At 75.4% G+C, this 17,099-nt stretch carries 17 protein-coding genes; 13 read left to right on the top strand and 4 right to left on the bottom strand.

Annotated features, from left to right (window positions below; all coding sequences use genetic code 11):
• The first annotated feature begins 44 nt into the window (after window positions 1-44).
• Genes E8D37_RS14590 through E8D37_RS14600 form a run of 3 tightly spaced genes read left to right on the top strand, consistent with a single transcriptional unit; the run spans window position 45 to window position 1,645 of the window.
• Window positions 45-308, top strand: coding sequence for a phosphoribosyl-ATP diphosphatase (locus tag E8D37_RS14590; protein WP_136570475.1), 264 nt, complete (start codon window positions 45-47; stop codon window positions 306-308).
• A 19-nt stretch (window positions 309-327) separates the two neighbouring features.
• Window positions 328-1,176: an ATP phosphoribosyltransferase gene (hisG, locus tag E8D37_RS14595; RefSeq protein WP_136570476.1), complete on the top strand. Its 849-nt coding sequence runs from the start codon at window positions 328-330 to the stop codon at window positions 1,174-1,176.
• Complete coding sequence (locus E8D37_RS14600) at window positions 1,160-1,645, top strand: PH domain-containing protein (protein WP_136570477.1); 486 nt, start codon at window positions 1,160-1,162, stop codon at window positions 1,643-1,645. Before hisG ends, E8D37_RS14600 begins: the two co-directional genes overlap by 17 nt.
• A 69-nt stretch (window positions 1,646-1,714) precedes the next feature.
• Here the strand turns inward: E8D37_RS14600 and E8D37_RS14605 are convergent, their stop codons facing one another.
• From E8D37_RS14605 to E8D37_RS14615, 3 genes are all read right to left on the bottom strand, one after another.
• Window positions 1,715-2,641 carry an aldose 1-epimerase family protein gene (locus tag E8D37_RS14605; RefSeq protein ID WP_136570478.1) on the bottom strand — a complete coding sequence of 309 codons (927 nt, stop codon included), beginning with the start codon at window positions 2,639-2,641 and terminating at the stop codon, window positions 1,715-1,717.
• Window positions 2,642-2,732: 91 nt separating this feature from the next.
• Complete coding sequence (locus E8D37_RS14610; protein ID WP_240770449.1) at window positions 2,733-3,257, bottom strand: (d)CMP kinase; 525 nt, start codon at window positions 3,255-3,257, stop codon at window positions 2,733-2,735.
• A 113-nt stretch (window positions 3,258-3,370) separates the two neighbouring features.
• Window positions 3,371-3,826 (bottom strand): cellulose synthase, encoded by a 456-nt coding sequence (locus E8D37_RS14615; RefSeq protein ID WP_136570479.1) that lies wholly within the window; start codon window positions 3,824-3,826, stop codon window positions 3,371-3,373.
• A 70-nt stretch (window positions 3,827-3,896) separates the two neighbouring features.
• Here E8D37_RS14615 and E8D37_RS14620 point away from each other — a divergent pair, with 70 nt between their 5' ends.
• From E8D37_RS14620 to E8D37_RS14645, 6 genes are all read left to right on the top strand, one after another.
• Entirely contained in the window at window positions 3,897-4,493 is a 597-nt protein-coding gene (locus E8D37_RS14620) for an SseB family protein (RefSeq protein ID WP_240770450.1), read from the top strand.
• 425 nt (window positions 4,494-4,918) lie between these two features.
• Entirely contained in the window at window positions 4,919-5,584 is a 666-nt protein-coding gene (gene infC, locus E8D37_RS14625; RefSeq protein ID WP_346763596.1) for a translation initiation factor IF-3, read from the top strand.
• Between the two features lie 78 nt (window positions 5,585-5,662).
• Window positions 5,663-5,875 carry a 50S ribosomal protein L35 gene (locus E8D37_RS14630; protein ID WP_136570481.1) on the top strand — a complete coding sequence of 71 codons (213 nt, stop codon included), beginning with the start codon at window positions 5,663-5,665 and terminating at the stop codon, window positions 5,873-5,875.
• A 40-nt stretch (window positions 5,876-5,915) separates the two neighbouring features.
• Window positions 5,916-6,302, top strand: coding sequence for a 50S ribosomal protein L20 (gene rplT, locus E8D37_RS14635; protein WP_136570482.1), 387 nt, complete (start codon window positions 5,916-5,918; stop codon window positions 6,300-6,302).
• A 68-nt stretch (window positions 6,303-6,370) separates the two neighbouring features.
• On the top strand, window positions 6,371-7,150 hold the full coding sequence (locus tag E8D37_RS14640) for an RNA methyltransferase (RefSeq protein ID WP_240770451.1): 780 nt from the start codon (window positions 6,371-6,373) through the stop codon (window positions 7,148-7,150).
• Between the two features lie 81 nt (window positions 7,151-7,231).
• Window positions 7,232-8,269 (top strand): HAMP domain-containing sensor histidine kinase, encoded by a 1,038-nt coding sequence (locus E8D37_RS14645; RefSeq protein ID WP_136570483.1) that lies wholly within the window; start codon window positions 7,232-7,234, stop codon window positions 8,267-8,269.
• Here E8D37_RS14645 and E8D37_RS14650 read toward each other — a convergent pair.
• A complete protein-coding gene (locus E8D37_RS14650) occupies window positions 8,263-8,886 on the bottom strand; it encodes a TIGR03086 family metal-binding protein (RefSeq protein WP_168929763.1) in 624 nt (207 codons plus the stop codon). The genes E8D37_RS14645 and E8D37_RS14650 overlap by 7 nt on opposite strands.
• Before the next feature lie 61 nt (window positions 8,887-8,947).
• Here E8D37_RS14650 and E8D37_RS14655 point away from each other — a divergent pair, with 61 nt between their 5' ends.
• From E8D37_RS14655 to E8D37_RS14670, 4 genes are all read left to right on the top strand, one after another.
• Window positions 8,948-10,063 (top strand): WYL domain-containing protein, encoded by a 1,116-nt coding sequence (locus E8D37_RS14655; RefSeq protein ID WP_136570485.1) that lies wholly within the window; start codon window positions 8,948-8,950, stop codon window positions 10,061-10,063.
• Window positions 10,064-10,135: 72 nt separating this feature from the next.
• The gene (gene pheS, locus E8D37_RS14660) at window positions 10,136-11,233 is read left to right on the top strand and encodes a phenylalanine--tRNA ligase subunit alpha (protein ID WP_136570486.1); all 1,098 of its coding nucleotides are present in this window, start codon (window positions 10,136-10,138) and stop codon (window positions 11,231-11,233) included.
• A 7-nt stretch (window positions 11,234-11,240) separates the two neighbouring features.
• Window positions 11,241-13,766: a phenylalanine--tRNA ligase subunit beta gene (gene pheT / locus E8D37_RS14665; protein WP_136570487.1), complete on the top strand. Its 2,526-nt coding sequence runs from the start codon at window positions 11,241-11,243 to the stop codon at window positions 13,764-13,766.
• A gap of 65 nt (window positions 13,767-13,831) precedes the next feature.
• Entirely contained in the window at window positions 13,832-17,092 is a 3,261-nt protein-coding gene (locus E8D37_RS14670) for a BTAD domain-containing putative transcriptional regulator (RefSeq protein WP_206055755.1), read from the top strand.
• Window positions 17,093-17,099: the final 7 nt, after the last annotated feature.

Consider the following 17,099-nt stretch of genomic DNA (forward strand, 5'->3'; position numbering starts at 1 on the left):
CGCGATTCCGCACCCGCGACCGTGAGCACCTAGGCTGACTCCTCGTGAAGACGTTCGAGCAGCTGTGGGACGAGCTGAGCGAGAAGGCCCAGACCCGGCCCGAGGGCTCGGGCACCGTGCGCGAGCTGGACGCCGGCGTGCACTTCATCGGCAAGAAGCTGGTGGAGGAGGCCGCCGAGTCGTGGATGGCCGCCGAGCACGAGGGCAACGCCCGCGCCGCCGAGGAGATCAGCCAGCTCCTCTACCACGCGCAGTGCCTGATGCTGGCCTCCGGCATCAGCCTCGACGACGTCTACGCGCACCTCTGAGCTCGGAAGGCCCCCGACCATGACCCTGCTCCGCGTCGCCGTCCCCAACAAGGGCGCCCTCTCGCAGGCGGCCTCCGACATCCTCCGCGAGGGCGGCTACCGCCAGCGCGAGGACTCCAAGCAGCTCACGCTCGTGGACGCCGAGAACGGCGTCGAGTTCTTCTACCTGCGCCCGCGCGACATCGCGCTGTACGTCGGCGAGGGCACGCTGGACGTCGGGATCACCGGCCGTGACCTGCTCTCCGACTCCGGCGCCAAGGCCGAGGAGGTGCGCGGGCTCGGCTTCGGGCGCAGCACCTTCCGCTTCGCGGGGCCGGCCGGTCGCTACACCGACCTGTCCCAGCTCGCCGGGCTGCGGATCGCCACGTCCTACACCGGCGTCGTGGAGGCCTTCCTCCAGCGGCGCGGCATCGAGGCGTCCGTGACCCGCCTGGACGGTGCGGTCGAGACCTCGATCCAGCTCGGCGTGGCCGACGTGATCGCCGACGTCGTGGAGACCGGCTCGACCCTGCGTCGTGCCGGGCTGGAGGTCTTCGGGGACACGATCCTCGAGTCCGAGGCCGTCCTGATCACGCGCACCGGCGACGTCCCGTCCGGCTTCGAGGTCTTCCAGCGACGCATCGAGGGCGTCCTGGTCGCGCGCAGCTACGTGATGATGGACTACGACATCCCCACCGACCGCCTGCCGGAGGCCGTGCGGCTCACCCCGGGCTTCGAGTCCCCGACCGTGGCCCCGCTGCACCGCGAGGGCTGGTCGGCGGTGCGCGTGATGGTGCCCCGCGACGGCTCCCAGCGGCTCATGGACGAGCTCTACCAGGTGGGTGCCCGCGGCATCCTCCTCACCGGCATCCATGCCTGCCGACTCTGACCGCGACCACGCGGCGCCCGACGTCGACGGGCTGGGCCCGACGCTGCCGCACACCTGGCGACCGCTGGGCGTGCGCATCATGGCCTGGGCGCTGAGCATCTGCTTCGGCGTGGTGTTCGCCTTCGCCTGGTTCACGCTCTCCCCGGAGGTGCGGGCCGAGTTCAAGCTGCGGCACTTCATCACCCTGGTGCTGCTGGTCGCCGGCGGCTGGGCGACGCTCTACGCGGTCGTCCGGTGCAAGGTCACCGCCTACCGCGACAAGGTCGTCATCGTGAACGGCTACCGCCGCCGCGAGTACGCGTGGGCCCAGGTCGTGGCGGTGTCCATGCCGCCGGGCGCTCCGTGGGTCACCCTCGACCTCTCCGACGGCTCCAGCGTGGGCGCGCTGGCCATCCAGGGCGCGGACGGCCGCCGCGCGGTCGAGGCCGTGCAGCAGCTGCGCGCGCTGGCCACCGAGCTCACCCGCTGAGCCCACCCGCTGAGCCCACCCGCTGAGCCCACCCGCTGAGCCTGCCCCGAAGGGGCGGGGCCCCTGCGGTCAGTCGACCGCGCGGATGCCCCAGGCGGCGGTGTGCTCGTCGCCGTCGGTGCCGGCGGGGGACAGGACGACGAGGTCGGTGCCCGAGTTGAGCGCGTCCGGCGGGGCCGACATGGGCTCGATCGCCAGCGACCGGCGGGCGGTCGCGGGCACGTCGTCGGCGGTGTAGAGCAGCAGGCAGGAGTAGCCGGCGTCCACCCACAGGGAGACACCCTGACCGGTGGCCGGGTCGAGCAGGGTCGCCGTGGCCACGCCGCGCTCGTCGCGGTCGAGGTCGGTGAAGGTGTCGTTGAGGACGGTCTTCTTCAGCGGCCGCGACAGGCGGAAGTCGAACTCGGTGCCCTCCACGGGCTCGCTGCCGTGCGGCAGCAGCCGCTCGGGGTCCACCAGGTAGCGCGTCGCCCCGGGGAAGGTGAGCTCCAGGGTGTCCACGGGGCCGTCGCCCACGCACACGTAGGGGTGCGACCCCACGGCGTACGGCGCCCGGGCGCCGGACATGTTCGTCGCGGTCTGGGTGACGGTGAGGCCGTCGGCGGACAGGTCGTAGACGACGTGCAGGTCCAGCGTCCACGGGTAGCCGGTCTGGGCCATGAGCCGGTACTGCAGCGAGACGGAGTGAGCGGTGTGCTCCTCCACGCTCCACGCCACCCAGCGCGCCAGCCCGTGCGAGGCGTTGCCGCGCTTGGGCTCGGTGAGCGGCAGCTGCTGGGTCGTCCCCTCGAACGTGTAGCGGCCGTCGCGGGTGCGGTTGGGCCACGGGACCAGCTGCTGGCCACGACCGCCCGCGGACATCTCGTCCTCGCCGAACCCGTCGACGAGCGGGCGTCCCCCGTGCTCGAGGAGACGCAGCGCGCCACCGGACTCGGTGATGACGGCGCGGTAGCCGCCGGCCGCGATCTCGAACTGTTCGCCACTGGGGGGAAGCATGCGGCACAGCGTAGGACCGGGCGGGGCACCGCACGGGGTGAAAGCCCAGCCCTCGGACGCCGCGGTCCGGATGCGGGCCGAAAGTCCCGCCTCAGCCCTCGGCGGCGCCGCCCACCAGCACCGGCGGCGTCGCCCCGGTCCCGTCCACGAGGACGTCGGCCCGACCGCGCGTGCCCTCCTCGGCGTAGAGGGCCGCCTCGTGGCCCGCCCACGTGTCCCACCAGGGTTCGAAGGTCTCGCCGTCGCGCGCCAGGCCGCGCGCGTGCCGCTCCTCCACGGGTGCGTCGAGCCAGGCCAGGAGCGTCAGCAGGGGAGCGGTCGCGCGCACCCCCGACCCGACGCCCTCGAGGACGAGCAGGTCCGTCGGCGGCACCTCCACGTCCTCGGCCCAGGCCGACTCGAACCAGTCCCAGCGCCGGTAGACCCCGGCGCGGCCCTCCGTGAGCGGCCGCAGCAGCGTGGCGAGCTGCGTGCGGACGTGCGGGAGGCCGGACCAGCCCTCGTACAGGTCGTCCATGTGCACCTGCCGGCAGGCGAGGCCGGCGGCCTCCGCCTGCGCCGCCAGCGCGCGGGACAGCGTGGTCTTCCCGGAGCCCGAGGGCCCGTCGAGCGCCACGACGCGCGTGCTCCCGGCGCGCGGGCCCCGCGCGAGCGCGAGCTCGAGCAGGGTCCTGGCGACCGCGTCGGGCGCGCCCGGGGTCGATCCGCCGGGCCCGGGCGCCGCGGTGCTCAGCTGATCCCCCGGCGGCGCAGGAGGGCCTCGATCTCGTCCAGGTCGTCGTCGCCGGAGGCGGCCGGCGCGCCGGCGGGGCTCGGGGGCGCGGACTGCGAGGACCGCGGGCGGCCCGCCCCGACGGCGGGGGCACCGCCGGACCTCGCCCGGGCGAGCTCGCGCGCGCGGAGCCGGTTCGAGGCGAGCAGCAGCAGGACGGCCACGCCGGCCAGCACGATCCCGACCCACACGGTCGGCACGAGGACGAGCGTGAGGACCCAGTCGAGCACCGCGTCCACGATCCGCGTGAACATCCGCAGCGTGCGCGTGAGGTAGGCGGCGGGCACGAGGAGCGTGAGCCCGGCGAGCCGCAGGCCCGCCGCGAGCCCCCGGCGCCGCCACGCGAACCAGGTGCCCAGGCCACCGAGCACGGTGAGGGCGGTGCACAGGGCCAGCCAGGCGACGTCGTCCACGACCGCCAGCCTGCCACAGCGCCGGCTCCCGGAGTGGGAGTCACGGCCCTCGTGCGCGACGATGGGGCGCGTGGTCGATCCCTACCGTCCCCACGTCGACGCCGACGGCAAGCGCACCTGGTCCTTCCCCGTGCAGGGCGACGGCCGTGCGCTCGAGGCGCCCGCCTTCCCCGACGACGACGGCAGCGCGGACGCCGGCCTGGCCGCCGCGCTCGCCGGCCGAGCCGCGTCCGCGGGTGACCGGGCGGCGGCGGGGGAGGCCTACCTGGCGTGCCTGGACGCGCTGACCCGGGCCCGGCTGCTGGTGCCCGTGGTGGCCGTGCTCGGCGAGGTCGACGTGAGCCCCGACGGGCTGCGCGTGGAGAAGGACAGCGACATGGCCGCCGTCCTGCTCACCGGGGCCGACGGCCGCACCGCCCTGCTCGCCTTCAGCTCCGCCGCCACCATGGCGGCCTGGGACGCGGCGGCCCGCCCCGTCGGCGTGCCCGCCCGCGTGGCAGCCGAGGCCGCCCTGGCCGAGGGCGCCTCGGCGCTGGTGCTGGACCTCGCCGGCCCGCACCGGCTGGTGGTCGAGGGCGACGACCTCGGGGCGCTGGCCTCGGGGTGGACACTGGCACGGGTCGGCGAGGGGCCCTCGGCTACCGTGGGCTGGGTCCGGCCTGCCTGACCGCCGCCCCCGGCCGTCCCTGTTCCGTCCCCTGTGCGGGGCGCCCACCGCGCCGATTGGTCGTCACGGGAAGAACTGCGTAGTCTCTCCTGTTGACCGATCAGTCCTCGGTGTGCGCAGGGCTCCGCAAGGGGCAGGGCGAGCAGCGAGGGCCGATCCCACAAGCGGGGACCATGCACGATCGTCTCCCACCCGCATCGGCCGCCACAGGTCGTCGGGTCCGGTCGCCGGGAGCCCGGCACGCCCTCGCGAGAGGGTGCGTCGAGACGTCCCGGAGTGAGACTGCTCCTCCCCGAGGTGCCGTGTCGTGACTGGCTTCCGCTTGGACCAAGCGGAAGCCTTCGTCGTTTTCGGGCCGCGGCCCACGGCGACGGAGACAGGCCAGCACCCGACTCCCAGGAGGACACATCAGCACCGAGCTTCGAATCAACGACCGGATCCGCGTCGCGGAGGTCCGACTCGTTGGCCCCAACGGTGAGACCGTCGGCATCGTGCCGACGGCCGACGCGCTGCGCCTCGCGCAGGAGGCCGACCTGGACCTCGTCGAGGTCGCCCCCATGGCGCGTCCGCCGGTGTGCAAGCTCATGGACTACGGGAAGTTCAAGTACGAGAACGCCCAGAAGGCCCGTGAGGCCCGCCGGAACCAGACCAACGTGGTCATCAAGGAGATGAAGCTCCGGCCCAAGATCGACGCGCACGACTACGAGACCAAGAAGGGTCACGTGGTGCGCTTCCTCAAGGCCGGCGACAAGGTCAAGATCACGATCATGTTCCGCGGTCGCGAGCAGCACCGCCCCGAGCTCGGGTTCCGGCTGCTCCAGCGTCTCGCGGAGGACGTGGACGACCTGGGCTTCGTGGAGTCCTCGCCCAAGCAGGACGGCCGCAACATGATCATGGTCCTGGGTCCGCACAAGAAGAAGGCGGAGGCCAAGGCCGAGGTCAAGGCGGCGAAGACCGCCCGGGCCGCGGAGCGCGCCGCCGACGAGGCCGAGGAGAAGGCCGAGCGCACCGCCGCGAACGCGGCGCGCGTGCCGAACGAGGCCAAGAAGCGCGGGCCCTCCGAGAACCTCGACCCCGACGTCGACATCTGATCCACCCCTGACGCCCTCCCGGCGGCGGGCCCCTCGCGGGCCGGCCGCCGGCACGAGCTGAGAAGAAGAGAGAGCACGATGCCCAAGAACAAGACCCACTCCGGGACCAAGAAGCGGTTCAAGGTCACCGGCAGCGGCAAGGTCCGCCGCCTCCAGGCCCACCGCAAGTCGGGCGCTGCGTTCGCGTCGTCCCCGACCACCGGCAGCCGCAAGAAGCACCGCCGCAACGCCGGCGAGGTCGACGTCGACAAGGCCGACGTCAAGCGCGTCAAGAAGCTGCTCGGCATCTGAGCCTCACTGACCCCCTGACAACAAGCACCAAGGAGTAAACATGGCACGCGTCAAGCGGGCAGTGAACGCCCAGAAGAAGCGCCGGGTCGTCCTCGAGCGCGCCAGCGGTTACCGCGGGCAGCGCTCGCGCCTCTACCGCAAGGCGAAGGAGCAGGTCACCCACTCGCTCGTCTACAGCTACAACGACCGCCGCAAGAACAAGGGCAACTTCCGTCGTCTGTGGATCCAGCGCATCAACGCCGCGGCTCGCGCCGAGGGCATGACCTACAACCGGTTCATCCAGGGCCTCGGCCTCGCCGGTGTCGAGGTCGACCGCAAGATCCTCGCCGACCTCGCCGTCAACGACCCGGCCGCCTTCTCGGCGCTGGTCGCGACCGCGAAGGCCGCCCTCCCCGAGGACGTCAACGCGCCCAAGGCCTCGGCCTGAACGCAGACGCCTCGCACGGTGCGCCCTCCGCGCACCAGCAGGCACCCCTGAGCGCGGCCAACCGCCGCGTGAAGGACGCACGCAGGCTCAGCCGCCGCTCGGAGCGATCCGAGCGGCGGCTGTTCCTCGCTGACGGCCCGAAGGCCGTCGAGGGTGCGCTGGAGCGGGACGGCTGCCTCGTCGAGGTCTTCGCCGCGCCCGAGGCGCACCTCGCCCACCCCCACCTCCTCGCCGCCTGCGAGGCGGCCGGCGTCCCGTGGACGCTCGTCGAGCATCGGGGGATCGAGGCGCTCTCGGACGCCGTCAGCCCCGCCGGCGTGGTGGGCGTCTGCCGTCTCCTCGACCGGCCGCTGGCCGACGTCCTGACGCCCCCCGTCGGGCAGGAACGCCGGCTGGTCGCCCTCTGCGCCGACGTGCGCGACCCCGGCAACGCCGGGACCGTCGTGCGGTGCGCGGACGCCGCGGGCGCGGACGCCGTCGTGCTCGCGGGCTCGTCGGTCGACCTGCACAACCCCAAGACCGTGCGCGCGTCCGTCGGCTCCGTCTTCCACCTTCCGGTGGCCCTCGAGCCGGACCCGCTCGCCGCCGTGCGCGCCGCCCAGGCGGCGGGGCTGACCGTGCTGGCCGCCGACGGCGCCGGTGAGGTGGACCTCTTCGAGGCCGACGAGCTGCTCGCGCGGCCGACGGCGTGGCTCTTCGGCAACGAGGCCTGGGGCCTGCCCGAGGAGCTGGCCGCCGCGGCCGACCACCGGGTCTCGATCCCGATCCACGGCCGCGCCGAGTCGCTCAACCTCGCGACCGCCGCCGCGCTCTGCCTCTACGCGAGCGCCCGCGCGCAGCGGGCCTGAGGTTCCGACCTCCCTGGCCGACCCCTGGCCCTGGCCTCCCGGGTGCTCGCGGCCCCGCGCGCGGACGCCTAGGGTCGGGGCGTGCCCCCGGACGACCTGGACCTGCTGCCCGACGGTGTCGTCCTCGCGGACGGGGACGGGCGCGTCCGCCGGGTCTCCGTCGTGGCCGCCCGGATGCTCGGGACGGAACCGGACGCCGCGGTGGGCCGGCCGCTGGCGGACGTCCTGACGCTCCTGGACCAGCGCGGCTGCGCGTGGTCGGAGGTGAACCGCCCCTTCGCCGGCCTGCGCACGCGCACGGCCGTGCCCGAGCAGTCTTGGTTGCTCCCGGACGGCGGCGAGGTCCTCGTGACGGCGCGGCTGCACCGCGCGGAGCGGGGCGGGCCGGTGACCGCCGCGGCGGTGAGCCTGCGCTCGGCGAGGGGACGCGAGCGGCTCGACCGGGAGCGCTCGGACCTCGTCGCCACCGTCGCGCACGAGCTCCGCTCCCCGCTGACCGGGGTGAAGGGCTTCGTCACCGCGCTCCTCAACCGCTGGGACAAGCTCCAGGACGAGCAGAAGAAGCTCATGCTCACCACCGTCGCCTCCGACGCGGACCGGCTCAGCCGGCTCATCGTCGAGCTCCTGGACGTCGCACGGATCGACACGGGGCGCCTGCAGCTCTCGCCCCGCCCGACCGACCCGGCGGTCATCGCCGAGCGGGTGGTGGCGTCGGTGGCCGCCGCCACCTCGCGCGCCGTGGTCCTGGAGAGCGTCCCCGCCTCCGACGGGAGCCTGCCGAGGCTGCACGCCGACCCCGACAAGCTGACGCAGGTGCTGACGAACCTCGTGGAGAACGGGGTCCGGCACGGCGAGGGCACAGTCCTGGTCCGCCTCAGCGTGCCGGACCCCGGCCACGTCCTGCTCGAGGTCAGCGACGAGGGCGAGGGGATCGCCCCCGAGATGCGCGCCCGGGTCTTCACGAAGTTCTGGACCTCGGGCGTGCGGGGCGGCTCCGGGCTCGGCCTCTACATCGTCCACGGCCTGGTGCGCGCCCACGGGGGCACCGTCACCCTCGGCACCGCCCCGGGGGGCGGTGCGCTGGTGAGCATCACGTGGCCGGTGGAGCAGACCTACTGAGCCGGCCCCGCCCAGCGGGGGTCGCGGCCGAAGAAGGCCACGAGCCGCAGCAGCGGGTCGGCGTCCTCGGGGACGTCGACGGCGTCGTCGAACGGGACGCCCGCGGGCCGGTCGGAGGCCGGGATCGCCCGGGTGACCACGGCCAGGGCCGCCTCCACCGCGGCGGGGTCGACGTGCAGCTCGTCGAGCCGGCCCAGCGCGACCGCCAGGTCCCACCCGTGCGTCCCGAGCTCGCTCACGTAGGTGGTGAGCGCGGCGGGCGCGGGCATCGTCGCGGCCGGGTGGTGGACCAGCCCCTCGAGCACGGCCGGGTCCGCGAGCGCCTCGCCGAGCACGACCCGTCCGGCGGCCCAGGCGGCGCGCCAGACGTCCGGGTCGGCCGGGTCCTCGACCTCCACGACCGAGGGGACCTCGAACGGCCTGCCGCCGCGCATGATGTGCGCGACCCGGTGCTCGACGGCCACGAAGTGGGCGAGGAGGTCGGCCACGGTCCAGCCGGCGCACGGGGTGGGGCGGCCCAGGTCGTCGGCGGTGAGGGTCTCGAGGAGCGGGGTGACGGCGTCGGCGGTCGCCAGGAGCCGGGGGCGGGGGTCGGGGAGCTGCTGCGTCTGGGTCATGACTCCACTCTGCGACACAAAGACGACACCTGCTGTCAGGTTTTCCTGGGAGAGTCGTCCTGTGCGCGCCGACCGTCTCCTGCAGCTCCTCCACCTGCTCCAGCGCCACGGCCGCCTGCCCGCGCGGCGCCTGGCCGAGCTCCTCGAGTGCTCCGAGCGCACGGTGCTGCGGGACATGGAGGCGCTCTCGGCGGCCGGCGTCCCGGTCTACCTCCAGCGGGGGCGCGGCGGCGGGTGCGTCCTCATGGAGGGCTACCGCACCGACCTCTCCGGGCTGACCACGGGCGAGGCGCAGGCGCTGCTCACCTGGAACGGGCGGGACGCGGCGCGCGAGCTGGGCCTCGGCGCCGAGCTCGGCACCGCCCTGACGAAGCTCGCCGCGACCGTCCCGGCGCCGGCACTGGCGGGCGCGGAGGCGCTGTCCGCGGTGCTGGTCGTGGACCGACGCCGGTGGTTCTCGGCGGTCGACGAGGTCCCGGTGCTCCCGGTGCTGCGCGAGGCGGCCGTCGCCGGCCGCCGGGTGCGGGTCCGCTACGCCACGCCCGGCGACGAGCGGCCCCGCACGCGCGTCCTGGACCCCTACGGCCTCGTCGAGAGCGGCGGGCGGTGGTACCTGCTGGCCGCGCAGCCGATCGCGGGGGCGGCGGGGGAGGCGGGGGAGACGGGGGAGACGGGGGAGACGGGGGAGACGGGGGAGACGGGGGAGGCCAGGGAGACGCAGGTCCGCAGCTTCCGCGTGTCCCGGGTCGAGGAGGTCGAGGTGCTGGACGAGCCGGCCGACCGCCCCGCCGACCTCGACCTCGCGGCGGAGTGGGAGGCGACCCGCCGACGCTTCGAGTCCGGGGACGACCAGCGGGTGCTGCTGGCGGTCGCCACCGACGTCGAGCAGGACGTCCGCCGCCTGCTGGGGTTCCAGGCGCTCCCGGGCACCGTGCGCGGGCGGGGGCGGACCGAGCACGTCGGCGGGCGGCCGCAGCCCGGCGTCCTGCTGGAGGCGGTGGTGCGGCACCGGCGCCAGGCCCTCGCGCTCGTCCTCGGTCTCGGCGGGGACGTGGAGCTCCTCGAGCCCGTCGCGCTGCGGGAGGCGCTCGTGCGGACGGGCACGGCGGCCCTCGCGGCGCACGCGGAGGTCTCCTCCCACGCCCACGCGGTCCACCCGGACGTCCGGCAGGGGTGACCGGTTCGCTCCCCGGCGGGCCACCTTCCTAGACTGACCTGGTTGTCCCGCCACCTGCTTCGAAAGGCTGCCATGTCGGGCCCGAACACCGAGTACGACCCCGTCGAGGTCACCCCGCTGCAGGCCGAGGAGGTCGAGGCCGCGCGCGACGCGGCGCTGGCCGCCATCGCCGGGGCGAGCGACCTCGAGGCGCTCAAGCAGGTCCGGCTGGACCACGCCGGGGACCGCTCCCCGCTGGCCCTGGCCAACCGGGAGATCGGCGCCCTGCCGCCGCAGGCCCGCAAGGAGGCCGGCCAGCGGGTCGGCCAGGCGCGCGGTGCGGTGAACAAGGCCCTCGCGGCTCGCACCGAGGTGCTCGAGGCCGAGCACGAGGAGCGGATGCTCATCGAGGAGACGGTCGACGTCACCCTCCCGACCGACCGCGTGCCGACCGGCGGGCGGCACCCGCTGACGACCGGCGCCGAGCTCATCGCGGACATCTTCGTCTCGATGGGCTGGGAGATCGCCGAGGGCCCGCTCATCGAGGCCGAGTGGCTCAACTTCGACGCCCTCAACCTGGGCCCGGACCACCCGGCCCGCACGATGCAGGACACGTTCTGGACCGAGCCGGCGGAGAACCACGTCGTGCTGCGCACCCAGACGAGCCCCGTGCAGGCCCGGACGATGCTCACCCGGAAGCCGCCGATCTACGTCGCCTGCCCCGGTCGCGTGTTCCGCACCGACGAGTACGACGCCACGCACAGCCCGATGTTCCACCAGGTCGAGGGCCTCGTCGTGGACGAGGGCATCTCCATGGCGCACCTCAAGGGCACGCTCGACCACTTCGCCGCCCGGATGTTCGGCGAGGGCATCGACACGCGCTTCCGCCCGTCCTACTTCCCCTTCACCGAGCCGAGCGCCGAGGTCGACCTGCGCTGCTTCGTGTGCCGCGGCGTCGACAGCGACGCCTGCCGCACGTGCCGGGGCGAGGGCTGGATCGAGTGGGGCGGCTGCGGCGTCGTGAACCCGCGCGTCCTCGTCGCCTGCGGCGTGGACCCGGAGACCTACACCGGCTTCGCGTTCGGCATGGGCATCGACCGCTCGCTCATGTTCCGCCACGGCATCACCGACCTGCGCTCGTTCTTCGAGGGCGACGTCCGCTTCACCCCCGCGTTCGGAACGGAGCTCTGAGCACCAGATGAAGGCCCCCGTCAGCTGGATCCGCGAGTACGTGGACCTGCCCGCCGAGGTCACCACCGAGGCCCTCACCGACAAGCTCACGCTGCTCGGTCTCAAGCTCGAGGCGATCGAGAGCCCCGGCGCGGCCATCACCGGCCCGCTCGTGGTCGGCCGTGTCCTGACGCAGGACAAGGAGCCGCAGAAGAACGGCAAGACCATCAACTGGTGCACCGTCGACGTCGGTGACGCCAACGGCACCGGCGAGCCCCAGGGCATCGTCTGCGGCGCCCACAACTTCGGCCCGGGCGACCTGGTCTGCGTGGTCCTGCCCGGGGGCGTGCTGCCGGGCGGCTTCGCGATCTCCGCGCGCAAGACCTACGGCCACGTCTCCGCGGGCATGATCTGCTCCGCCGCCGAGCTCGGCCTGCCCGAGGACGCCTTCGGTGGCGCCGGCGGCATCATCGTGCTGCCCGCCGACACCGCGCTGCAGCCCGGCTCCGACGTCCGCCCGCTCCTGGGCCTGGACGAGGAGATCATCGAGTTCGAGGTGAACCCCGACCGCGCCTACGGCCTGTCCCTGCGCGGCATCGCCCGGGACGCCGCGCTGGGCTTCTCCGCCCCGTTCTCCGACCCGTGCGACCGGGTCCTGCCCGCCGCCGACGACGCGGGTCACCCCGTCGTCGTCGAGGACGAGGCCGGCTGCCCGGTCTTCGTCGCCCGCACCGTCGCCGGGTTCGACCCCACGGCCGAGACCCCCGACTGGATGGCCTCGCGCCTCACCGCCGCGGGCATGCGGCCCATCAGCCTGGCCGTCGACGTCACCAACTACGTGATGCTCGAGACAGGCCGGCCGATCCACGGCTACGACGCCGAGAAGGTGGCGGGCGCGCTGCGCGTGCGCCGGGCCACGGTGGGCGAGAAGCTCACCACCCTCGACGGGACGGCGCGGGTGCTCTCCGAGCAGGACCTCGTCATCGCGGACGACTCGGGCCCGATCGGCCTGGCCGGCGTCATGGGTGGCGAGACGACCGAGATGTCCGCCTCCACCACGCGGGTGCTCGTCGAGTCCGCGCACTGGGAGCCGGTGTCGATGTTCCGCACCGGCAAGCGCCACAAGATCTCCTCCGAGGCCGGCAAGCGCAACGAGCGCGGTGCCGACCCGGCGTCCTGCGAGGCCGCCGCGGACCGCGTGGTCGAGCTCCTCTGCGAGCTGGGCGGCGCCACCGCCGAGCCGGGCGTGACCGTGGTGGGCTCGGTGCCCGCGCCGTCCGCCATCACCATCGCCGCCGACCTGCCGCAGCGCGTGGCGGGCCTGCCGATCGACACCGCCACCGCGGTGGCGGCCCTCGAGGGCGTCGGGTGCACGGTCACGCTGGTCGCCGAGGTGGGCGAGGACGGCGTGCCGACCAACCGCCTCGTCGCCGTCCCGCCGACCTGGCGCCCGGACGTCACCGACCCCTTCGACCTCGTCGAGGAGGTGCTCCGCGTCGTCGGCTACGACCAGGTGCCCTCCGTCCTCCCGCGCGAGGCGGCCGGCCGCGGGCTCACCCGCAGCCAGCGCCTGCGTCGCCGTGTCGGCCGCACCCTGGCCGGGGCAGGCCTGTCCGAGGTCGTGTGCTTCCCGTTCGTCGGCCAGGCGGCCTTCGACAAGCTCGGGCTCGAGGCGGACGACCCGCGGCGCAGCACCGTGCGCCTGGCGAACCCGCTCTCGAACGAGGAGCCGGAGTACACCACCACGCTGCTGCCGAACCTGCTCGGCACGGCCGCCCGCAACGTCGCCCGGGGTGCCGCCGGGGCCGCGGTCTTCGAGACCGCCACCGTGGCGATCCCGCGCGAGGGCGCCGGCCCCGCCCCGATCTACCCGACGCACACCCGGCCCACCGAGGCCGAGGTGGAGCAGCTGTTCGCGGCCCTGCCCGCCCAGCCGCTGCACCTGGGTGTCGTGCTGGCCGGCGAGCGCGAGCGCGCCGGCTGGTGGGGCGAGGGACGCGCGGCCGACTGGGCCGACGCGATCGCCGTGGCGCGCCGCCTGGCCACCGAGCTCGGCGTCGACCTGGAGGTCGTGGCCAGCGTGCGTCAGCCGTGGCACCCGGGCCGCTGCGCAGCCCTGCGGGTGGGAGGTCGCACCCTCGGCCACGCCGGCGAGCTGCACCCGCGCGTGGTCAAGGCCTTCGACCTCCCGGCCCGTGCGGCCGCCCTGGAGCTGGACCTGGACGCGCTGATGGCCGCCGCACCGGAGCGCGCCGTGCCGCCGACCCTGTCGACCTACCCGGTCGCCAAGGAGGACGTGGCGCTGGTCGTGGCCGAGGACGTCCCGGCGGCCCAGGTCGAGGCCGCGCTGCGCGAGGGGGCGGGTGAGCTGCTGGAGTCGATCCGGCTCTTCGACGTCTACCGCAGCGAGCAGCTGGGCTCCGACCGGAAGTCCCTGGCCTTCGCGCTGCGCCTGCGCGCGGGCGACCGCACGCTCACCGACGACGAGGTCAAGGGCGCCCGCGACGGCGCTGTGGCGCTCGCCGCGGAGCGCTGTGGTGCCACCCAGCGCTGAGACGCGCCCCGCAGCCCGTCGCCGTCACCGGCGGCGGGCTGCACTGCGATGCCGATGAGCCGCCGATGAGCGGCCCGCCGAGCATGCCGCCCCCGTCGCTCGAGCTCCTCGACCGCGTCGCGTGGGCCGGTGCTGCGCTGCCTGCGGGCCGGGGCCCCGCGCTGCTGGCGCTGCTGGCGGCGGCCGGCGGCCGGCCGGTCTCCGAGGAGCGCCTGGTCCACGGCCTGTGGGACGAGGACGCCGTGCCCGCCAGCCCGACCCGCGCGCTCCAGGTGGTCGTCTCGCGCGTGCGGACCCAGACGAGCGCCGAGGCCGTCGTCCGCACCCCGCAGGGCTACCGCCTCGGCCTCGCGGACGACGACGTCGACGTCCTGGTCCTGGACGTCCTCGCCCGGGCGGCGGCGACCGCGACGGACGAGGGCGACCCGGACGAGGCCGTCCGTGCCGCCCGGTCCGCGCTCGCGCTGCCGGTCGGCGAGGCCGGGACGCTCGAGGCGGGAGGCCCGCTCGCCGAGCTGCGGCTCGAGGCGCTGGCCACGCAGGCACGCGGCCGCGCCCTGCTGGGACGGGCGCTCTGCGCGCGGGGCGAGCACCCCGAGGCGCTGCCGCTGCTCGAGCAGCACGTCGGTGGGGACGGCGTCGACGACGAGGCCGCCCAGGCGGCCCTGCTGCGCAGCCTGGCCGCGGTGCGGGGCGTGCCCGCCGCCCTGGAGCGGTACGACGGCCTGCGGGCCGACCTCTCCGACCGGCTCGGCATCGACCCGGGCCCGCGGCTCCAGGAGCTCCACGCCGAGCTGCTGGCGGCCGACCGGCCCGTGCGCGAGGGCCTGGCCCACGCCTCGACGTCGCTGGTCGGCCGGGACGGCGACCTGCGGACCCTGCGCGGGCTGCTGGCGCGGCACCGGGTGGTCTCGATCCTCGGCCCGGGAGGCCTGGGCAAGACGCGCCTGGCCATGACGCTGGCCGCGGAGGCCGTGCAGCCGGTGGTCCGCGTGGTCGAGCTGGTCGGCGTGACGGAGCCTGAAGGAGTCCTGCCGGAGCTCGCCTCGGTCCTGGGCGTGCGCGACTCGGCCGGGCAGCGGCTGCTCCTCACCCCCGAGCAGCAGCGCGACGTCCGCGGTCGGCTGGCCGCGCACCTCGGCCGTGCCCCGACCCTGCTCGTGCTGGACAACTGCGAGCAGGTGGTCGCCGCGGTCGCCGACGTGGTGGCCTTCCTCGTCGCTGCCTGCCCGCGGCTCACCGTGGTGACCACGACCCGGGCCCCGCTGGCGATCGCTGCGGAGGCCGTGCTCGCGCTCCCCGTGCTCGGGCGCGAGGACGCCGTCCGGCTGTTCACCGAGCGCGCCCGCGCGGCCCGTCCCGGCGTCCAGCTCGACCCCGCCGAGGTCGCCGAGGTGGTCGCCCGCCTGGACGGCCTTCCGCTGGCGGTGGAGCTCGCCGCCGCCAAGGTGCGGGTGATGTCGGTGGCGGAGGTCGCACGCCGGCTCCAGGACCGCTTCGCCCTGCTCCGCGGCAACGACCGCTCGGCGCCGGACCGGCACCGCACGCTGCTGGCCGTCGTGGACTGGTCGTGGGACCTGCTCGACGACGACGGGCGCGCCGCCCTGTGCCGGCTCGCCCTGTTCCCCGACGGGTTCGCCCTGGATGGGGCCGACGCGCTGCTCAGCGGGGTGCTGCCGGGCGGCAGCGACCCGCTCGACGCCGTGCAGGCCCTCCTCGACCAGTCCCTGCTCTCGCTGGTGGAGGAGGGTGGGCGTGAGCCCCGCTACCGGATGCTGGAGACCGTGCGCGAGCTCGGGCTGCAGCGCCTGACCGCGATCGGTGACGAGGTCGCGGCGCGCGCACGGCTGCGCGGCTGGGCCGTGGCGCTGGCCGAGCGGGAGACCCCGGGGCTGCACGGCGCGGACCAGCTGGCCGCGCTGGACCGGCTCGATCCCGAGATGACGACGCTGGCCGCGGAGCTGCGCGGGGCGCTGGACGCGGTGGAGCGCGAGGACGCCGTCCGCCTGCTCGCGGCGCTGGGCGCGGTGTGGACGATCCGGGGCGACCACGTCCGCATGCTCTCCCTGCTCGCCACGGTCGAGGACGTCCTGGCCGGGTGGGAGCCCGCGCCACCCGATCGCGACGCAGCCCTGGCAGCGAGCGTCGCGGTGGTGCGCAACGCGGTGATCGCCGCGACCCTGCCGACCGGGGCCGCTCGCGAGCTGCTGCGTCGGCACGGCGAGGAGGCCTCGCTGCCGGCGGTCCGGGCCGCGGCCCGACTGCTCGCCTCGCCCGGCGCCGTGGATCTCGCCGGCGCCCGGGAGCACCTCGCCGCCCTCGTGGAGCACGAGGACCGGCGCACCCGGGCACTGGCCCTGGCCTGGAGCTGCCACGCCCGGGAGAACTCCGGCGACATCGCCGCGGCCGTCGCCGACGGCGAGGCCGCGCTGGCGCTGTGGCGCCCCGAGGACGGGCCCTGGCAACGCGTCCAGACCCTCTCCCAGCTCATCGACCTGCACGCGCAGCGTGGCGACGAGGCGACGGTGGTGCGCCAGGCCCGGACGGTCCTGCCGATGCTCGAGCGCCTCGGCGCCGTCGACGACTGCGTGCAGCTGCTCGCCGTCCTCGGGTGTGCCGCCATCACGGCCGGGGACCTCGAGGAGGCGGAGGCGCTCCTGGCCGAGACCGACCGGCTGCTCAGCGGCCCGCACGCCGCCGAGCTGGGGCTGCGCTCCAGCTTCGGGGTCGGGCCGCTGCGGGCGGAGCTGCTGCTGGCGCAGGGCAGGGTCGCCGAGGGGCTGGCCGTCTACCGCGAGGCGGTCACCGACATCTCCGAGCTCCGGCTGCCCGGCTGGGAGGAGGCCGGCCTCCTCGCCCCCTGGCAGCTGTTCGCGGCGGCCGCGCTCACCATGGCCCTCGCCCGCCACGGCCGGTCCGGCGCCGGTGGGGCCGGCGAGGACGTCCACGCCGACCTGCGCTCCCACGTCGACCAGCTGCTGCGAGCCGACGCCGGCGCCGGCGCCGACGCCGGCGTGCGCCCGGAGCTCGACGTCCCGCTCCTGGGGATCGTCGCGTTCGCCCTGGGCGGCTGGGAGGTCCACCGCGGCCCGGACGCCGCCCTGCCGGCCGCCGCCCGGCTGCTGCGTGCCGCCGAGGCCGCCGGGTACAACCGGTACGTGCCCTCGCTCGCCTGGGCGCCGCTGGCCGCCGAGCTCGACGGCCGCGCGCCCGGGCTGCTGGCCTCGGTGCCGTCCCTGGCGCTGGGGGAGGAGCCCGCGCGGCGCCTCTCGGACGAGGTGGGCGCCGGCCTGGCCGCCCTGGACGGCGTCCACCGCCCCTCGTAGCCCCTCG

This window comes from Nocardioides sp. GY 10127 (assembly GCF_004919085.1).
In the GTDB taxonomy this organism is placed as follows: Bacteria; Actinomycetota; Actinomycetes; order Propionibacteriales; family Nocardioidaceae; genus Nocardioides.

Bases quoted from the DNA above. Each gene is read 5' to 3' on its own strand.
- hisG (WP_136570476.1), top strand. From the start codon at position 328: ATGACCCTGCTCCGCGTCGCCGTCCCCAACAAGGGCGCCCTCTCGCAG.
- E8D37_RS14600 (WP_136570477.1), top strand. From the start codon at position 1,160: ATGCCTGCCGACTCTGACCGCGACCACGCGGCGCCCGACGTCGACGGG.
- E8D37_RS14605 (WP_136570478.1), bottom strand. From the start codon at position 2,641: ATGCTTCCCCCCAGTGGCGAACAGTTCGAGATCGCGGCCGGCGGCTAC.
- E8D37_RS14630 (WP_136570481.1), top strand. From the start codon at position 5,663: ATGCCCAAGAACAAGACCCACTCCGGGACCAAGAAGCGGTTCAAGGTC.
- rplT (WP_136570482.1), top strand. From the start codon at position 5,916: ATGGCACGCGTCAAGCGGGCAGTGAACGCCCAGAAGAAGCGCCGGGTC.
- E8D37_RS14650 (WP_168929763.1), bottom strand. From the start codon at position 8,886: ATGACCCAGACGCAGCAGCTCCCCGACCCCCGCCCCCGGCTCCTGGCG.
- pheS (WP_136570486.1), top strand. From the start codon at position 10,136: ATGTCGGGCCCGAACACCGAGTACGACCCCGTCGAGGTCACCCCGCTG.
- pheT (WP_136570487.1), top strand. From the start codon at position 11,241: ATGAAGGCCCCCGTCAGCTGGATCCGCGAGTACGTGGACCTGCCCGCC.
- E8D37_RS14670 (WP_206055755.1), top strand. From the start codon at position 13,832: ATGAGCGGCCCGCCGAGCATGCCGCCCCCGTCGCTCGAGCTCCTCGAC.